Origin of the sequence: Ruminococcus bovis, from assembly GCF_005601135.1 — a bacterium.
Classification (GTDB): domain Bacteria; phylum Bacillota; class Clostridia; order Oscillospirales; family Acutalibacteraceae; genus Ruminococcoides; species Ruminococcoides bovis.
In genome coordinates this window covers 218,753-236,061 of record NZ_CP039381.1, presented here as the reverse complement: position 1 = coordinate 236,061, position 17,309 = coordinate 218,753, and the positions used below count along the sequence as shown (strand labels likewise).

Annotated in this window: 17 protein-coding genes, 2 tRNA genes and 1 other annotated feature (1 of these 20 cut by a window edge); of the genes, 13 read left to right on the top strand and 6 right to left on the bottom strand. The window is 34.1% G+C overall.

Features of this window, described 5'->3' with window-relative positions; translation table 11 throughout:
• The first annotated feature begins 1 nt into the window (after position 1).
• The 4 genes from E5Z56_RS01145 to E5Z56_RS01130 all read left to right on the top strand — a co-directional run bounded on the left by E5Z56_RS01145 (position 2) and on the right by E5Z56_RS01130 (position 991).
• Positions 2–77 (top strand) — tRNA-Lys (locus E5Z56_RS01145).
• Positions 78–131: 54 nt separating this feature from the next.
• A tRNA-Gln gene (locus E5Z56_RS01140) sits at positions 132–207 on the top strand.
• Between the two features lie 235 nt (positions 208–442).
• Positions 443–772 (top strand): hypothetical protein, encoded by a 330-nt coding sequence (locus tag E5Z56_RS01135; protein ID WP_138156154.1) that lies wholly within the window; start codon positions 443–445, stop codon positions 770–772.
• Between the two features lie 21 nt (positions 773–793).
• Positions 794–991, top strand: a complete 198-nt coding sequence (locus E5Z56_RS01130; protein ID WP_138156153.1) for a hypothetical protein — start codon at positions 794–796, stop codon at positions 989–991.
• Positions 992–1,041: 50 nt separating this feature from the next.
• Here E5Z56_RS01130 and E5Z56_RS11600 read toward each other — a convergent pair whose 3' ends face one another.
• Positions 1,042–1,200: a hypothetical protein gene (locus tag E5Z56_RS11600; protein WP_175405329.1), complete on the bottom strand. Its 159-nt coding sequence runs from the start codon at positions 1,198–1,200 to the stop codon at positions 1,042–1,044.
• 280 nt (positions 1,201–1,480) lie between these two features.
• Between E5Z56_RS11600 and E5Z56_RS01125 the strand changes: the two genes are divergently transcribed.
• The 4 genes from E5Z56_RS01125 (at position 1,481) to E5Z56_RS01110 (ending at position 3,651) form a co-directional block, all read left to right on the top strand.
• Positions 1,481–1,711, top strand: coding sequence for a helix-turn-helix domain-containing protein (locus E5Z56_RS01125; RefSeq protein WP_138156152.1), 231 nt, complete (start codon positions 1,481–1,483; stop codon positions 1,709–1,711).
• Between the two features lie 32 nt (positions 1,712–1,743).
• Positions 1,744–2,376, top strand: coding sequence for a DDE-type integrase/transposase/recombinase (locus E5Z56_RS01120; protein ID WP_138156151.1), 633 nt, complete (start codon positions 1,744–1,746; stop codon positions 2,374–2,376).
• Positions 2,377–2,609: 233 nt separating this feature from the next.
• The gene (locus tag E5Z56_RS01115) at positions 2,610–3,353 is read left to right on the top strand and encodes an AzlC family ABC transporter permease (RefSeq protein WP_138156150.1); all 744 of its coding nucleotides are present in this window, start codon (positions 2,610–2,612) and stop codon (positions 3,351–3,353) included.
• Positions 3,343–3,651, top strand: a complete 309-nt coding sequence (locus tag E5Z56_RS01110; protein ID WP_138156149.1) for an AzlD domain-containing protein — start codon at positions 3,343–3,345, stop codon at positions 3,649–3,651. Before E5Z56_RS01115 ends, E5Z56_RS01110 begins: the two co-directional genes overlap by 11 nt.
• A 79-nt stretch (positions 3,652–3,730) precedes the next feature.
• On the opposite strand, the gene E5Z56_RS01105 is transcribed toward E5Z56_RS01110, so the two are convergent.
• Positions 3,731–4,021 (bottom strand): hypothetical protein, encoded by a 291-nt coding sequence (locus tag E5Z56_RS01105; protein ID WP_138156148.1) that lies wholly within the window; start codon positions 4,019–4,021, stop codon positions 3,731–3,733.
• 168 nt (positions 4,022–4,189) lie between these two features.
• Between E5Z56_RS01105 and E5Z56_RS01100 the strand changes: the two genes are divergently transcribed.
• From E5Z56_RS01100 to E5Z56_RS01090, 3 genes are all read left to right on the top strand, one after another.
• Complete coding sequence (locus E5Z56_RS01100; RefSeq protein ID WP_138156147.1) at positions 4,190–4,573, top strand: winged helix-turn-helix transcriptional regulator; 384 nt, start codon at positions 4,190–4,192, stop codon at positions 4,571–4,573.
• 1 nt (position 4,574) lies between these two features.
• Complete coding sequence (locus E5Z56_RS01095) at positions 4,575–4,988, top strand: GNAT family N-acetyltransferase (RefSeq protein ID WP_138156146.1); 414 nt, start codon at positions 4,575–4,577, stop codon at positions 4,986–4,988.
• A gap of 178 nt (positions 4,989–5,166) precedes the next feature.
• On the top strand, positions 5,167–6,525 hold the full coding sequence (locus E5Z56_RS01090; RefSeq protein WP_175405327.1) for an MATE family efflux transporter: 1,359 nt from the start codon (positions 5,167–5,169) through the stop codon (positions 6,523–6,525).
• Between the two features lie 72 nt (positions 6,526–6,597).
• Here E5Z56_RS01090 and E5Z56_RS01085 read toward each other — a convergent pair whose 3' ends face one another.
• From E5Z56_RS01085 to E5Z56_RS01075, 3 genes are all read right to left on the bottom strand, one after another.
• Positions 6,598–7,527, bottom strand: a complete 930-nt coding sequence (locus E5Z56_RS01085; RefSeq protein ID WP_138156144.1) for a hypothetical protein — start codon at positions 7,525–7,527, stop codon at positions 6,598–6,600.
• Between the two features lie 529 nt (positions 7,528–8,056).
• Positions 8,057–11,068 carry a starch-binding protein gene (locus E5Z56_RS01080; protein WP_138156143.1) on the bottom strand — a complete coding sequence of 1,004 codons (3,012 nt, stop codon included), beginning with the start codon at positions 11,066–11,068 and terminating at the stop codon, positions 8,057–8,059.
• A gap of 274 nt (positions 11,069–11,342) precedes the next feature.
• Positions 11,343–13,385 carry a sodium-translocating pyrophosphatase gene (locus E5Z56_RS01075; RefSeq protein ID WP_138156142.1) on the bottom strand — a complete coding sequence of 681 codons (2,043 nt, stop codon included), beginning with the start codon at positions 13,383–13,385 and terminating at the stop codon, positions 11,343–11,345.
• 220 nt (positions 13,386–13,605) lie between these two features.
• Between E5Z56_RS01075 and E5Z56_RS01070 the strand changes: the two genes are divergently transcribed.
• Complete coding sequence (locus E5Z56_RS01070; protein ID WP_138156141.1) at positions 13,606–15,534, top strand: alpha-amylase family glycosyl hydrolase; 1,929 nt, start codon at positions 13,606–13,608, stop codon at positions 15,532–15,534.
• A gap of 84 nt (positions 15,535–15,618) precedes the next feature.
• Here the strand turns inward: E5Z56_RS01070 and E5Z56_RS01065 are convergent, their stop codons facing one another.
• Positions 15,619–16,032, bottom strand: a complete 414-nt coding sequence (locus tag E5Z56_RS01065; RefSeq protein WP_022506047.1) for a CBS domain-containing protein — start codon at positions 16,030–16,032, stop codon at positions 15,619–15,621.
• Positions 16,033–16,254: 222 nt separating this feature from the next.
• On the opposite strand from E5Z56_RS01065, the gene E5Z56_RS01060 reads away from it, so the two are divergent.
• Positions 16,255–17,196, top strand: a complete 942-nt coding sequence (locus E5Z56_RS01060) for a glycosyltransferase family 2 protein (protein WP_138156139.1) — start codon at positions 16,255–16,257, stop codon at positions 17,194–17,196.
• A 64-nt stretch (positions 17,197–17,260) separates the two neighbouring features.
• Positions 17,261–17,309 (top strand) — a binding site (T-box leader) (it continues 162 nt past the right edge of the window).

Below are 17,309 nucleotides of genomic sequence, written 5' to 3'. Positions count from 1 at the left end.
CGATCCATTAGCTCAGTTGGCAGAGCACTTGACTTTTAATCAAGGTGTCCGGAGTTCGAATCTCCGATGGGTCACCATATAAAAACCGTATTTGAATTACTAAATACGGTTTTTATTTTTTATAATGATAATGAGCTGTCGCCAAGCGGTAAGGCAACGGACTTTGACTCCGTCATCCCGTGGGTTCGAATCCCGCCAGCTCAGCCAAAGCCGTTAAAAGTCGAACCGATAAAGGTTCGACTTTTATTTGTTTCGCTCATCAAAAATTGACCTAGGCAATAGCTTAGGTCTTTTTCTTTTGTAAATTTTTTAATTATTTGAGATAAGTCCCATTTTTGGCATTGCACAAATTTTAATTTAATATTAGAATAATACTAAAGTTACAGAAATTGTACAGTAAGAGTACTTAATCAAAATTGTTGTAATGAAATTGGAGATATTTATGATTAAGAATTCTAATAATATGAACTTGGAAATACAAAAGCTTATTGACCAAATGGTTGATAATAATGTTAGTGCCTTAATGGAAGGTATAAATTCTAATATACCAATCTTAAATCTTAATGCTATTATATTTGGTACAAGATATAAATTCAATAACGATGATTTTATAAATACCATTAAAGAGAGATTTGTCGATTCTAACATCAAATTTTTTGGAACAGAATTAAAGTGCTTTGCTATTGCTTCTTTACACTTATTAAATGTTCAAAAATATGTTGGCACTGATAGGACAATTCTTCGTTTAATTGAGTCCAATTTTTATTTTTAAATAGATAATAGAGGTGATTTTATGAAACTTAAATACATAGGTGAGAGTTTTGGTGTTGACTCACTTACTAATGGAAAAATTTATGATGCCACAGTTGAAGATAATGATTATTATAGAGTCATAGACGATAGTGGTGAAGATTATTTATATCCAAAAAACAACCCTGCACCACTTGACGGAAGTTCGGTAGGTGGCAGATGGGAGATTGTTGAGGAATAAAACAAAGCACTAAACTTATGGTTTAGTGCTTTGCCTTTGTGAAATATTATTTATTCTTGTTTTTTACTCTTAATAATATTCACTATATCTTTAACAAATTTTATTACAATCAAAAATGATTCAATTATTGGTGTTATAAATTTTATAAAAATAATTAGAAATAATAAAACACAAGGAGTAATGATAAATATCCAATCTACTACTGTCATAATAATCACCTATGTATAGATATATTCTAATATGATTTTATCATTTACTTTTATAATGTACAATGCCATAAATGGGACTTACCTCATTAAATTTCAAAACTTGTAAAATAACTGAGAATTATTTTTATTTGTATGTGCTAAAATGATATGACCCAATAAAAAAGAGGAGTAACTTCAAAATATGGTATAATGGAATCGCTCAAAAACATTAACCTAAGAAAGAAGTACTCCTCATGAATATAATAACACAAGAAGCAAAGAAAAAGCAAGCCATAGTAAAATACGCACTAAGAAAAGGAAAAGCGAAGCAAGTAGAGTGTACGGTGTAAGTCTTTCAAGCGTAAAGAGATGGTGTAAACAATATGACGGTACCTGGCAATCGCTATTGCCTAAATCACGCAGACCACATAGTCATCCCAACAGACACACAAAAAGAGAAGAAAGACAAATTAGAAATTCTTTTAAAAGTGCTATGAAAGATATGGATGGGATGGAGTATACAGTGATTTAAAGAGAAAAGGATATACAAGAAGCTATTCAGGAATGATATATGCTGCAAAAAGAATGGGCTTAGTAAAATATAAAAAGACCAAGAAAAAGAGCCGTAATCATAGAAGATATCCGGAGCTGTTAATACCTGGAGAAAAGGTGCAGATAGATGTAAAAGAAGTGCCATACAATTGCTTAAGAGGCAAGGCTTTAAGGGACGGAAAGCATTTTTATCAATGGACTGCAATAGATGAATGTACAAGAATGAGATTTGTATATGGGTTTGAAGAACATACACCGGAAAACTCAACTAAATTCTTGAAAATGTTATTAAAAGAATTTCCGTTTAAAATAAAAACGGTTCAAACAGATAACGGAAGAGAGTTCACATATAAATATCAAAGCAGTGAAGTGAAAAGTCCTTTTGAAATAGAATTGAACAAATTAGGTATAAATCATAAATTAATACCACCACGAACACCTTGGCACAATGGGAAGGTAGAAAGAAGTCATAGAAACGACCAAAGATATTTCTATGATTGGGAAACATTCAAAAATATTGAAGAATTAAATACAAAGTTAAAAGGACATTTAGAATGGAGTAATAACAAGACAATGAGAACACTTGAATACAAAAGTCCAATGCAGTTATTGAGTGAAAAGTTAGAATTGAAATCCATTAACTGATAATTCATAATCAAAAAGTCAGTAAAACAAGCGAAATATTAAATCATATTTTATTTTTACCCTAAAACGGGTCATATCTATTTACAACACAGATAAAATAACTGAGAATTATTTTTATTTCTGTTGAATAATCACCCTATATTTGTTATTATTATATGGTACGCAAATTTTAATGTAATAATGTAGAATTAGATAATAAATTAAAATTCTTATTTTTAAAATAGGGTGTTAAAATGGGTAGGTTAAAATTTTTAAAGTCAAAGAGGAAGATTCTTGCTGAGGGCTTTCGTGACGGTATTCCTATTGGTTTAGGTTACTTGGCAGTTTCTTTTTCTTTAGGTATAGCTGCTAAGAATGCAGGGCTTTCTGCTTTCCAGAGTTTCTTGGCAAGTTTATTTTGCAATGCTTCAGCCGGTGAATATTCAGGCTTTACAGTTATTGCAGCCAATGCAACATATGTTGAAATGTTCATAGTTACTTTGGTAGCAAATGCAAGGTATCTGTTAATGAGTTGTGCTTTAAGTCAAAGAATGGCTGAGGGTACAAAGCTGATACATAGAATTGTGTTAGGGTTCTATATTACAGATGAACTTTTTGGTATAACAATTTCCAGAAAAGGGTTTGTTGACCCATATTATACTTATGGTGCAATTTTATTTGCAGGGCCATGTTGGGCAGTAGGTACTGCTCTTGGTACGATAGCCGGTAATCTGTTGCCGTTAAGGATAGTCAGTGCATTAAGTGTTGCACTTTACGGAATGTTCCTTGCAATTGTTGTACCACCATCAAGACAGAATAAAAAGCTACTTGGCATTGTAGTGTGTAGTTTTGCCCTAAGCCTAGCTTGTGCTTATTTGCCACTTGTTTCAACTTTAACTGAGGGTACAAGAATTATCATTCTTACTGTTGTTATCTCAACAGTAGCAGCAATTCTGTTCCCTGTAAAGGATAAGGAGGTAGCAGAAGATGAGTCATAATGTTTATATTTACCTTATCATAATGGCTACAGTTACCTTAGCAATAAGAATTTTGCCACTAACACTAGTGCAAAAGCAGTTCAAAAGTCAGTTTGTAAAGTCATTCCTATATTATGTGCCATATGTAACACTTTCAGTAATGACTTTTCCGGCAATTTTCCAAGCAACACAAAGTCCAATTGTAGGCATAATAGCTTTCATAATCGGTATAATTGCAGCATGGTTTAATGCAGGACTTTTCAAAGTTTCTGTAATCTGTTGCAGTGTTGTGTATATATTAGAATTATTTTTCTGTTAAAAGTTAAAGTCCTATTCACGGTGAATAGGACTTTTTCAGTATAATGTGTATTATTATTTAGAATTTTATTTTACAGATTTTATGCTACTGTGTAGATTTTTACTTCAGGGTCGGCATCCCATAGTGGCTTTAGTCCAACAAAAACATCATTCTGGAAAAGTTCACTTGATAGGTAAGCCTGTGCATTCTCTGCACTGTCAAAGCCATGAAGTACCTGTACATCTTCGTCACGGATAAGTAAATCCTTAGTTAATGCACCTTTAATAGTGTCTAGAAATGGCTGACGATAGTCAGTATAAACCTTTGCTGCAGCAGGACGATTGTCATTGCTGATTTTCATTGTAATCTGTAAATATGCCTTTACTTTCATTTAAGTAACCTCCAATTTGTTTATTTGCCTTTGGCAACTTTATTATAGGTCTGTTACTCGCTAAATGGAATATATCAATTAATTTATTAGTTACTAATAAATTTCATAGTAACTTGTGATATTGTAGGTAATGGTCTATAATATAGTAAACTGAAATGAGGTAGTAATATGTATCAACATAAATTAGAAAAAGACATAAGATGCCCACTGGAATATGGATTGCAAGTTTTTGGTGGTAAATGGAAGTCAAGAATTATTTGTGTGTTGGCAGAAAAAGAAAATTTAAGATATAGCAACTTGCGAAAAGAAATGACAAATATTACTGATGCAGTGTTGGCAAGTACGCTGAAAGAATTAATGGCTGACAATATTGTTGTGAGAAAATCCTTTGATGAAATTCCACCGAGAGTAGAGTATAGCTTATCAGAAAAAGGAAAGTCAGTTGTACCGATTTTGCAGAGTATTTGCAAGTGGTCAGGGGCATATCATAAAAGTGATAGTGACAATACACTTCGTCAATGTGAAAAATGCGACTTTAATTATGGAGAGTAAAATGAATATTACATATACAGAAGAAAAGAATTTTACACAAGAACAGGTAGTGAACTTATTTAAGTCAGTAGGATGGCAGTCTGCCGATTATCCCACACGACTTTATAAAGCGTTAAATAATTCCTCAACAGTAGTTACTTCTTGGTGTGGGGAAGAATTAGTGGGATTAGTTAGAGTTCTTGACGATAGCGAGATGGTAGCTTTTATTCATTATCTTTTAGTTAATCCTAAGTATCAAGGCAATGGTATTGCTAATCATTTAATGAGCATTGTAAAAGAAAAGTACAAGGATTATTTGTATTTAGAAGTGATGCCTGACCAAAAGAAAAATGTACCGTTCTACATAAAACAAGGCTTTAATGTTATGGAAGATGGTACTGCAATGAATATTGTAAATGAGAATAATAAATATTAAAATTACAAAGAAAAACACCTATAAAATATAACTAATTTTGTAGGTGTATTTTTATATGTTTTTTGTCGAAAAATAGGTTTGACTATTTACATATCATAATATATAATTGTGCTTGGAAAAATCAAAAATGATAAAATTCTTTCAATATTAAGCAAATAATGTTTAAGGAGAGATGTTTATGAGTGGTACAAAGACAGTTGCAGTTAAACTAACTGAAGGTAACATTTTAAAGAAAATGTTGATTTTTGCAGTACCTATTATAATAGGTAACTTGCTACAAGAACTTTACTATATTTTTGATACACTTATTGTTGGCCAAACTTTAGGTGACATAAAGTTGGCAGCAGTTGGAGCTACAAGTTCACTTGTATTTTTGGCTACAGGTTTCATTATCGGTATAACAAGTGTTTGTGCAGTTCTTACTTCTCAATTCTTTGGTGCAGGTGATGACAACAGAATGAAAAAGTCAGTAGCATCACATATTGTTATTGCACTTATTTCAACTGTAGTTTTAACAGTAGGATTTGTACTGTTGGCAAAACCACTTTTAATTTTGCTAAATACTACAAGTGATACTTTTGCTTATTCAAAAACCTACCTAACAATTATATACGGTGGACTTCCTGCTACAATGCTTTACAATGTAACCTCAGCACTTTTAAGGTCAGTAGGGGATAGCAAGACACCTTTAATGTTACTTTTGCTTTCTTCAGTACTTAACATTGGTCTTGACCTATTATTTATTTTAGTATTTGGTTGGGATGTTGCAGGTGCTGCAATTGCAACAGTAATTTCACAAGGTATCTCAGCGTTGCTTTGTGTTGTGTATATTAAGTTTAAAGTGCCTTTCATTATTCCTAACAAAGAAAGTTTCAAGGGAATAAAGTCAATGATTGGTGATGAATTTAAGATTGGTTTCCCTATGGGTTTCCAGTATTCAGTAATTTCAATCGGTATGATGGTACTACAGTTCTTTGTAAACGGTTTTGGTTCAAGTGCAGTTGCTGCTTATACAATAGGTAACAGAGTTCAGCTTTTCCTACAAAACCCTCTAAACTCAATGAGTATTGTAATGGCTACTTTTGCCGGACAAAATGCCGGTGCTAAAAGATATGACAGAATTAAGTCAGGTACAAAGAAAGGACTTTTACTTTGCCTTGCATATTCAGTAGTTATCGGTGTATTAGCCTGGATATTTGCTGAATTCTTAACATCAATTTTCCTATCAAATTCCGACCCTATTACAATGAAGTATTCAATAGAATTTATCAGATGGAACTGTATCTTTGAATGGTCACTTGGTATGCTATTCATTTATCGTGGTGTAATTCAAGGTCTAAAAGACGGTGTTGTACCAATGATAGGTTCAGTACTTGAAGTTTTGATGAGAGTTCTTTCACCATTAATTTTCAGTACAACATTAGGTTTTGCATCAGTTTCATTTGCAGGTCCTGCTGCTTGGAGTGCCAGTGCAATTCTTATGATTATTGTTTATTTTCATAAGTTTAGAAAGCTAAAGCGAACAGGAACTTTATAAAATAAAGATAAAAAGAAAATCGCATTTCCAATAGGAAGTGCGATTTTTTCTGCTTATAATTAAAATATTAAATTAATCTTCGTTTTGAATCACCATTTCGTACCAGTCACGGCCGTTTCTAGGTTCAAGTACAATTCTTTCATTATCGGTTTTTGTAACTTCAAGCATTTTGCCTACATCTTCATTGTTTAGTGAGAATGGAACAATCTCATCAAAATTAGACCTAACAACACCTAGCTTAAAGAATTGTAAATTAAACTGTTCACTAATAAGTACAGAGAATGAAAGACCACATAAGTATTCTTTGGTGTGAGCATAGTCATCTGTACTTAGGTTAATAACCATTTTCTTGTCCTCATTATCAAGACCTTCAAGGTAGATAATTAAGAACCTTGGTGTAATATTAACAAGACCTTCATAGAAAGTAGTTCTCTTTTGAGAAATTTCCAATGAGTCATAGTACTTGTTATAAGCATTAAGGCTGATAAAGTCTTTGCTAAATAGCTTACTTAGCTTTTCGTCAAATAACTGATTGTCGTTTTGAATACCTGTGATAGCAGTAGCCTTTAGTACATTATTTTCTTCGTAAATTTTAATAACTGCACCGTTAACCTTTTTCTTTGATGAGTCACCATAGTAGTATCCGTAATATGTACCAATATATTTTTCATCAAATCCTTTAATATTCTGACTTCTTGCAGAGTCTGTAAGGGATAGGTCTTCTCTTAAAAATTGGAAAGTAGTAACTTCCGGAGTAATGTTGTAGTTATAGAAGTTTACAATCTTGTTTACAATAGTCATACTAGGTACATATTCCGGGTTTCTGCACTTTGATAGGTTTACGTAAGAAAGAAGTTCTTCTTCATTCCTAATGTAAACAGGACATTCACCGGCACCGGAAACATAGTAAGGAGCAGTGTTTAGCTTTTTCCACATATAGTCGTAGTTAATGTGGAAAAACTTATTTTCCTCAGGGGTTAGTTTAGTAACATTTCTTGCCATAAAAAATCCTCTTCTTTTTTATTATTCCTCTCATACCTATAAAATATAGTATATCATAGCTAATAAGATAAATCAAACAAAAAAGTATAAAATAATATAAATAAAAATACTATAAATAAATTAAACTAAGGCTAATTTAGTATTTAGAATTCCTATTAACTTTGATATACTGTAGCCATAGTAAAGAGATAGAAAACACCTAAATTTTTAATTACTTATTAGCAACAGTTTTTCCCCTTTTTATTGTTGCTAAAAGAAAACCAATTCGGTTGTTACTCTCCTTTCTTCAACCGATTTTATATATAATTACAAGACGCTACAGAATTGTAGAATCCTCATATAAATTTCATAATCTCCCTAAAAAGCTAGTCCTTACGGATTAGCTTTTTACTTTTGTCTTTTAAGTCCTACCGAATTCAGATTGAATAATTTTGTGGTGGGGAATAGGTTTATGTTTTGTAAAAAATAAAAAGTAATAAAAAAACAGCTACCCAAATTAATGAGTAGCTGTAATTATAGGTGTTATAGATTAGCCAAGTTTATCAATTTTCTCAGCAGCATATTTTTGGATCATTGTTGTATCCTTAATATTAATCATACCATCTTTGTTAACATCAGCAAGTTTTGTGTTCATTGTTACTGCCATCTTAGATACATACTTCTGAATTAAAGTAGCATCCTTAACATCAACAACGCCATCACCGTTTACATCACCAAGAAGTTCTGTTGGAGTTGTAACTGTTGTAGCTGTAGTTGGTTTTGTAGTAGTTGCTGTTGTTGGTTTTGTTGTAGTTGTTGCTGTAGTTGGCTTTGTTGTAGTAGCAGTTGTAGGAACTACATATGGGCTACTTGACCAACCGTTAGAGTATAGATAACCGTCACCAGGAATATCTAAGTTACCTGTCTGTGAAGCACCATTGTTACTAAAGATACACATATTGTTATCCTTAGGGAATGAAGCATACCAGATGTTATCCTTATACTTTGTCATTGCAACGCCAGGCCACTTAACTGAAGAAGAGTCACTTGACTTGTTCCAATAATAAACATATGGTGTTGCAAAGTTGTTTGTATTTTCATAATAAACTGTAACATTGCTTGATGGGTCAGGAGTTGTTGGTGTAGTAGCAGTTGGCTTTTGACCTGTATATGCCTGCCACTGATTACCTGTAGTAAAGATCATATCAGTTGAGTTGATGCTTAGACCAGGCTGCATTTCAGCAGGATATCTGCTAGAACCACCACTGAAGATTACCTGACCGTCTGTTAGTTCATCAGGAACTTCAATTACATATAGACCTGTTGAAGAATCAAGTGTCATCTGCTGACCAGGCCACTTTGCATTTTCAGTTGCTGTTGAACCACTTTCGCTATAGATGTAAGCGTAAATTGTTGAACCCCAATTTAGTGATGGGTCAAAATATACTCTTGTAACTGCGTCTGGGTCTTTCTTCTTAAATGAGAATGACTTTGAAGCTGTTTCTTCTGAATTTGTAGCTGTCATTTTTACTTTGAATGTTGTGCCTACAGGAATATCTTCACCGATTGTGAACTTCTGACCGTCAACAACCTTGAATTCTTCGCCACCGTTAATTGAAACCATAGCGTAGTCAGCACCCTTTAGAGATACTGTAACTTCTTCTGAACCATAGAATGATGAAGCACCCTTTAGTGACATATTAATTGTAGATACAGGACCTTCAATTAGGATTGTACCGTGAGCACCTGAGTTAAATGTAGCAGTACCGTCTGTAACTGTAGCCTTTGTGCCGTCATAAGCATTTGTAACTACTGTACCGTCAGACCATAGTGAAGATACTTCTACAGGAATATCTGTGTTGTTTGGAGCACCGATTGTTGCAATAATGTTATCTGAAACATTGCCGTCATCATATGTTCTTGCGAATGTATAACCTGTTGAAGCATTGTAAGCAGTAATCTGCTGATGCTGACCTGCACCAACTGCTACGTGGTTCTTACGGAAAGTACCAACCTTCTGCCAGTGAGCTAGTTCGTCCTTATCCATTGAATCCCAGTTCATATCACTTCTTAGTGAGTGACCACTACCACCTTGACCGTCAAATGCCATACCTGGAATAGTCTTACGGTTTGTTTCGTCACCATAGAAAATCTGTACTGCACCAGGAAGTAGCATTAGAGCAGAACCCTGATATGCCATATCTGATGAACGAGCAAGATTTGAGTCGTGAGAAGAAATGTATGTTAGCTGGTTAAACTTATCGTTTGAGTTAATAGAATCTGCATAGTTCTGGTACTTACCATTGATTGAGCTTGCTCCAGGAAGTGGACTACCTGATGAATCAAAGTTAATCATTGAGTCAAATCCACCTTCTGTGTAGTATGAGTCATAACCGTAACCAATGTTGTGGTTCCAACATTCACCTGTCATCCAGAAGTCTTCGTCCCAATCAGCACCTGCCTTGGTTGGGTTGTTCTGTCTCCAAGTCTTTAGTGCAGATACACACTTGTCTTTTAGCTTTTTCCATGAAGCCTTTTCAACATGCTTAGCAGTATCGCAACGGAAACCGTCAACACCATACTGAGAAACCCATTCTGAAAGCCATGTTGTTAGGTAATCGGATACAGAAGCAGAGCTGCCATACTTAGCAACCTTCTGATCATATGTACCTTCCTTAGTCCACTTTGTCTTTAGAATAGGAGGGATAGATACTGCCTTTGTTTGTTCTGTTCTAAAGTCAGGAAGACCTTCTAGACATCTTGTTAGGTCACTACCACCTTCACCGTCTGTATATCCAGGAAGACCTGAACGGATCCAGTCATTGCCCCACCATTTGCCCCAGTCAGAAGCAGATGTCTTAAAGTCGATGTGGCTGTTTACATCACTAATATCGTTTAGTTTGTACTTGTAGTCACTAGCACCTGAAAGAAGTGTACCAAAGCCATATTCTTCCATATCAGCAACTGTGTTATAGCCTGAGTGGTTCATAACAATATCAAGTACAACACGGATACCATGCTTATGAGCTGTATCAACCATTGTTTGGAATTCTTCTTTTGTACCAAAGTTAGCATCTGTTTCTGTGTAGTCAAGAACATAGTAACCATGGTATGAGTAGTGGGCAAAGCCCTTACCTGAGTCAACATAACCGTGAATCTGTTCGTAAGGAGCAGAGATCCAAATTGCGTTAACACCTAGGTCGTCAAAGTAACCGGCTTCGATTTCCTGTGTAACACCGGCAAAGTCACCACCGTGGAATGTACCCGGAGCTGTGTCCCAGCCTGATAGTGGAGAGCCGTTTTTGTCTGTTGCACGACCATATGAGTGGTCATTACTTGTGTTACCGTTTTTAAAACGGTCAGTTAGTAGAAAATAGACATTTGCGTTGTCCCAAGTGAAGTCATTTGCACTTGTGATTTTTGAAACGCCTGATTTTTTGTCTGTTGTACTAGCCTTTGATTCGCTCTTATTGACTGTAGTTGCATTAACTGTTAGGTTAATTGCAAAGATAGACAATAACATTGATAGGCAAAGAACAACAGATAAGATCTGTTTTTTCATAATTTCTTACCTTTCTTTTATTTATATTTGCAGAAAAATCACTACATATTTTCCTACATTAATATACATATATATTGTACCAAAAAATTATATATTTTACTATTATCATTTTTAACAATTTATAGTGTAAGATTATAGTTAATAAACACAATATATATGAATATAATATTAACAATTTTTAATAATTTCAAATATAATTTTATAAAAGAAAAAAGCCTTGTTGCATTTAGTTTAGCAACAAGACTTTTATAAGATTTATATATTTTGTAGAATATTAGCCGATAATTCCGTTACCGAATAATGGAGCAAATACAAGGCTGACAATTGTCATAAGTTTAATAAGAATATTTATTGACGGACCTGATGTATCCTTAAATGGGTCACCAACTGTATCGCCAACTACAGCAGCTTTGTGGCTAGGTGAACCTTTACCACCATGATGACCACCTTCAATATATTTCTTAGCATTATCCCATGCACCACCTGAGTTACTCATAAAGATTGCTAGTAATACACCTGTTGTGAGAGAACCACCAAGCATACCACCAAGAGCCTCAGCACCAAGTAATACACCTATAATAATAGGGGATACAATAGCCAAAATACCCGGTAGAATCATCTGTCTTAGTGCTGCATGAGTTGAGATAGCAACACAGTTCTTGTAGTCAGGTTTACTTTTGCCTTCAAGAATACCCGGAATAGTTCTAAACTGTCTTCTAACTTCTTCAATCATACTTTGAGCAGCCTTACTTACACTGTCCATTGTAAGTGAAGAGAATAGGAACGGTAACATACCACCAACTAATAAACCGATAACTACCTTGTAGTTCATAATGTCAATAGTAGCTAGGTTAACCTTTTGTGCAAATGTAAAGAATAGTGCAAGTGCAGTTAGAGCAGCAGAACCAATAGCAAAACCTTTACCGATAGCAGCTGTTGTATTACCGACAGAATCAAGAGAATCAGTAATTTCTCTAACTTCATCCGGTAGGTTACTCATTTCAGCAATACCACCGGCATTGTCGGCAATAGGACCATAAGCATCAACTGCAACTGTGATACCTGTTGTAGAAAGCATACCTACAGCAGCAAGTGCAATACCATAAATACCTGAAGTACCGTCAGCACCTGTACCGTTAGTTACAAAGTAAGCAACAAAAATACCGACACCAATAAGAATACTAGGAATAAGTGTACTTTGCATACCTACTGCAATACCACTGATAATTGTAGTAGCAGAACCTGTTTCGCTTTGTTTAGCAATTTTCTTTACAAATGGGAATTTATCGGAAGTGTACATTTCTGTTATTGTACCGATTAGTAGTCCAACCAATAAACCGGCAATAATTGCAATGGCAAATCTAAAAGTACCAAGCATAAAGTAGCTTAGTAAAATAGCAGAAATTACTACTAAAATTGAGGCTACATAAGTACCTGTGTTAAGTGCTTTCTGAGGATTTTTACCATCTTTGCCTCTAACAAATAATGTACCGATAATAGAAGAGATAAGACCGATAGCAGAAAGCAAACAAGGGAAAACTGCATATTTCCAAGAAGAACTACCACTAAAAGCAAGTACACCAAGTGAAATAGCAGAGATAAGTGAACCGGCATAACTTTCAAATAGGTCAGCACCCATACCGGCAACATCACCAACATTGTCACCAACATTATCAGCAATAGTAGCAGGGTTTCTTGGGTCATCTTCCGGAATACCGGCTTCAACCTTACCAACAAGGTCAGCACCAACATCGGCAGCTTTTGTATAGATACCACCACCAACTCTGGCAAATAGAGCAATTGATGATGCACCTAATGAAAAACCAAAAAGAATGTTATCGTCCCCGGTAATTGCATAAATTAGGCAAACACCAAGTAGTCCAAGACCACTAACGCACATACCCATAACTGCACCACCACTAAAAGCAGTAGATAATGCACTGTTCATACCTTTTTCTTTAGCAGCATTAGCAGTTCTGACATTAGCCTTAGTAGCAACACTCATACCACAGTAACCGGCTAAAGTAGAAAGTATTGCACCGATTAAAAATGCCAGTGCAGTTCTGTAATTTAGCACATCACTTTTTGTAATAATTCCACAAACAGAGATAACAACAAATACAGTAGCAACGAAAATTACAAGAATTTTATATTCCGAAAACAAAAATGCCTTTGCACCTTCATTAATAGACTGTGCGATTTCTTTCATCCTTTCAGTACCGGACTCCATTTTGTTAATTCTTACAGCCAGTATAATTGCATAAATCAGTGCAACTACACCTCCAATGGCTGATAAATAGGTTAAAGTTGATAACATACTTGAAACAACCTCCTTATTAATATTTTATTCACATATTTTAGCATACACGATAATAAATTTCAAGTATTATAAATATTTATGTTAAAATTATACAAATATCTCTACTTGAATTTGGAAGTATAATCAAATTGTAAATTTTTTTATTTTTTTCATATTATTATTGCCTATAAATAAGAAAAAATGATATAATAAATTGTAATATGTAGGAGGTAACGCTATGAGCAAAAAATTAATTTCAATTTTACTTTCTTTGGCTATGGTAGCCGGTGCTTCTGCAACTGTCTCAGTAAATGCAGATGAAAACAAAACAACCACTGACCAAACAAAAGATACTACATCTACTGTTGATGTAAACAAATTTGGTGATGCTGATGGCAATAATAAAATCAATGTAAAGGATACAACTGCTATTCAGAAGTATCTTAACAAAAGTATTGATTCTATTGACGAAACTTATGCCGATGTAAATGAAGATGGCAAAATAGATGTTAAGGATGCAACAATTATCCAAAAGTACATAACTAAGAAGATTAGTACTTTCGCTGCAAAGGCTGATAACGATTGGAGAACTTCTTCTGTAGGTTATGAACTTTTTGTTCGTTCATTCTATGATAGTGATGGTGATGGTTGTGGTGACTTCCGTGGTGTAGCTGAAAAGGTTGACTACTTAAAGTCACTTGGTGTTAATGTTGTATGGCTAATGCCTTTCAACAAGACAAGTTCATACCATGGTTATGATGTAACAGACTATAATGATGTTTGTGATGATTACGGTACAATGGATGACTTTAACTATATGTTAGATACTCTTCACGATAATGGCATTAAGGTTGTTATGGACCTTGTTATAAACCATACATCTAACCAGCATCAATGGTTTAAGGACTCTATCAAAAAGTCCGGTAAGTATAAGGACTATTATATATGGAATGATGGTTCACAGCCTATTCCTTCAGTACAGACAAGTCTTTGGACTTGGTCAGCTATGAGAGGTGCAAGATATTACTCTTGCTTTAATGGTAATATGCCTGACCTAAACTATCAGAATAAAGATGTTTGGGATGATATAGATTCTGTTGCTGATTATTGGCTAGATAAGGGTATTGACGGTTTCAGACTTGATGCTGCAATGCATATTGATGATACTATTAATGCTGCTAAACAACATGTAGATGAAAAAGAAGGTTCTGTTACTCATGAATGGTGGCAACACTTTGAAAATCATGTAAAAGAAAAGGACCCTAACGCTTTCTGTATTGGTGAAGTTTGGCCAGAAACTACCATGGAAACAACTCAGGCAAAGTTCTTTGCAGACCTAGACTCTGACTTTGATTTTTACAACAGAAGTGAAATTAAGTCAATGGCAATTGGTGGTCAGATAAATATTGCAAAGGATAATCAGACTTACAATAATAAGATTAAAGGATATGCAGACCAAACTCCAAATGTTTCAAAGACTACTATTAACTCTGTAATGCTTAGCAACCATGACATAAACAGAATTGCTTATGATGTTAGTCAGAAAAATTCTGATAAAGAAGTTTCAACTGCAAGAATAAAACTTGCTGCCAGTGTTATGATGACTATTAAGGGTATGCCTTGGATTTATTACGGAGATGAAATCGGTCAGTCCGGTGGTGGTACAAGTGGTACAGCCGACCCTAACAGAAGAGAGGCAATGGACTGGTACACAGCTCGTGACGGTAAGGGTGCAACAAAGATGAATGCAGTTCGTTCATGGAGTTCATCAGAAAAATTCACTAAGGCTAATGACGGTGTTTCAGTAGAAGAACAGGAAAATGTTGATGGCAGTATTCTAGAACATTACAAGAAGTTAATCAGCATTAGAAATAAATATAAGATTTTCTATACAGGTGATTATAGTACAGCAATCATAAAGGATGTTGTAAAGGATAATGTAAAGAATAAGATTTATGGCTATTCAGTAACTGACGATAGCAGAGATTACTCAATGTTTGTTATCCACAATAACCAAAATGCTGATGCAACTTTCAAGGCTAATTATGACTTTACAGATGAACTTTCCGGTAAAACATATAAAGTCGGTGATACAGTAACTGTAAGTAAAATTTCTTCAATGATTGTTAGATATACAGGCGAAACAATCCCACTTTCAGCAGATTAATTAAGACATAAGAAAACTCCTTAACCGTTGGGTTAAGGAGTTTTTTGTTGATTGCTTAGTTTTGTATACATTATATAATGTATATTATTCTGAACCGTATTTAATTTTTAGTTGTTCTTCGTAGATGTTTTTAAAGATTACTTTTCTTGTAACAATACCAACAAAAACATCTCTGTCATCAGTAACAGGAACAAAGTTTTGGTCAAGACACTTAATAAGTAGCTTATCTATGCTTGCAGTAATTTTTACTGCCTCATAAAAGTCCTCTCTAAGTATGTTTCTAACCTTAACTTTCTTTAGGTCTGCATCCGGATTGTCCATTATGTAGTACAAGAAATCACCTTCTGTGATTGTACCTCGGTAAATGCCATCAGAATTGATAACAGGTACAGCAGAGTAAGAATTTCTTCTAAATATATCTAGTGCAAATTCAATAGAGTCCTTTGTTCTTAGATACTCAACATTAGCTTTTGGTATTAAAAGTGATGGAATGTTCATAGCAACCTCCTTCATTCGTACATATTATACCATATACATATTCCAAAATAAATAGATTTTAGTAATTTATTTCCAAATTCTGTTCTTTCATTATTCTGTCATTGATTTTAAGTATTTAAGGTGATATAATTGTGAAGATAGGGTGAATTTTACTTAAAATCTATTTTAGTAAAGTTTATTTGGGCAAATGTTTTTAGTTTAACTATTTTTCAGGAGGAAGTTATGGTAAAATTATATTTAGCAGTTCCTTGCTATAATGAAGAAGAAGTACTTTATGATACAACAGAAAAATTAACTAAGAAATATGACCAGATGATTAACGATGGTCTTATTACAAGTGACAGTAAGATTTATTACATTGATGATGGTAGTAAGGACAAAACTTGGACTATTATTGATGAATTACATAACAAGAATAAATATGTAAACGGTATTAAAATGAGCAGAAACAGAGGTCACCAAAATGCACTTCTAGGTGGTCTTATGACAATTAAGGATGACTGTGATTGTGTAATTTCTATTGATGCCGATTTACAGGACGATATTAACACATTTGATGAAATGATTAAGGACTTTGAAAACGGTTCTGAAATTGTTTATGGTGTTCGTAGCAAGAGAGCAACAGATACTGCTTTCAAGAGAATGACTGCACAAGGTTTCTATAAAGTTCTTTCAATGCTAGGTGCTGAAGTAGTTTATAACCATGCTGACTTTAGATTAATGAGCAAGAGAGCATTAAATGCTTTAGCAGAATTTAAGGAAGTTAACCTATTCCTAAGAGGTCTTGTACCTCTTGTTGGCTTTAAGTCAAGTGTTGTTGAGTATGAGAGAAGTGAAAGACTTGCAGGTGAAAGTAAGTACCCACTTAAGAAAATGTTAGGTCTTGCATGGGATGGTGTTACCAGCCTATCAATGAAACCTATCAGAATGATTACTTCTTTAGGTGCTATTGTATTCTGCATTAGCTTAATTATGCTAATCTATAGCTTTATTATGTGGATTATCGGCAATACTGTTTCAGGTTGGTCATCACTTATTGTTTCAATTTGGGCATTAGGTGGTCTTCAGCTACTTGCAATTGGTGTTGTTGGTGAGTACATAGGAAAAATTTATATGGAAAGTAAACACAGACCAAGATTTATAGTTGAAGAAATCTTAAAATAGTGTTATAATATCCTTACTGATAGTTATTTTATATAATTATTCGGTAAAAGAAAAATAAATACCATTCAAACCGATGATGTGGAAGTAAAACGGCAAAAGACCTTTAGCGAGTA

Excerpts from the sequence above, each read along its gene's own strand:
- E5Z56_RS01135 (WP_138156154.1), top strand. The coding sequence starts at position 443 with ATGATTAAGAATTCTAATAATATGAACTTGGAAATACAAAAGCTTATT.
- E5Z56_RS01130 (WP_138156153.1), top strand. The coding sequence starts at position 794 with ATGAAACTTAAATACATAGGTGAGAGTTTTGGTGTTGACTCACTTACT.
- E5Z56_RS11600 (WP_175405329.1), bottom strand. The coding sequence starts at position 1,200 with ATGACAGTAGTAGATTGGATATTTATCATTACTCCTTGTGTTTTATTA.
- E5Z56_RS01120 (WP_138156151.1), top strand. The coding sequence starts at position 1,744 with ATGATATATGCTGCAAAAAGAATGGGCTTAGTAAAATATAAAAAGACC.
- E5Z56_RS01115 (WP_138156150.1), top strand. The coding sequence starts at position 2,610 with ATGGGTAGGTTAAAATTTTTAAAGTCAAAGAGGAAGATTCTTGCTGAG.
- E5Z56_RS01110 (WP_138156149.1), top strand. The coding sequence starts at position 3,343 with ATGAGTCATAATGTTTATATTTACCTTATCATAATGGCTACAGTTACC.
- E5Z56_RS01105 (WP_138156148.1), bottom strand. The coding sequence starts at position 4,021 with ATGAAAGTAAAGGCATATTTACAGATTACAATGAAAATCAGCAATGAC.
- E5Z56_RS01100 (WP_138156147.1), top strand. The coding sequence starts at position 4,190 with ATGTATCAACATAAATTAGAAAAAGACATAAGATGCCCACTGGAATAT.
- E5Z56_RS01095 (WP_138156146.1), top strand. The coding sequence starts at position 4,575 with ATGAATATTACATATACAGAAGAAAAGAATTTTACACAAGAACAGGTA.
- E5Z56_RS01090 (WP_175405327.1), top strand. The coding sequence starts at position 5,167 with ATGAGTGGTACAAAGACAGTTGCAGTTAAACTAACTGAAGGTAACATT.
- E5Z56_RS01085 (WP_138156144.1), bottom strand. The coding sequence starts at position 7,527 with ATGGCAAGAAATGTTACTAAACTAACCCCTGAGGAAAATAAGTTTTTC.
- E5Z56_RS01080 (WP_138156143.1), bottom strand. The coding sequence starts at position 11,068 with ATGAAAAAACAGATCTTATCTGTTGTTCTTTGCCTATCAATGTTATTG.
- E5Z56_RS01075 (WP_138156142.1), bottom strand. The coding sequence starts at position 13,385 with ATGTTATCAACTTTAACCTATTTATCAGCCATTGGAGGTGTAGTTGCA.
- E5Z56_RS01070 (WP_138156141.1), top strand. The coding sequence starts at position 13,606 with ATGAGCAAAAAATTAATTTCAATTTTACTTTCTTTGGCTATGGTAGCC.
- E5Z56_RS01065 (WP_022506047.1), bottom strand. The coding sequence starts at position 16,032 with ATGAACATTCCATCACTTTTAATACCAAAAGCTAATGTTGAGTATCTA.
- E5Z56_RS01060 (WP_138156139.1), top strand. The coding sequence starts at position 16,255 with ATGGTAAAATTATATTTAGCAGTTCCTTGCTATAATGAAGAAGAAGTA.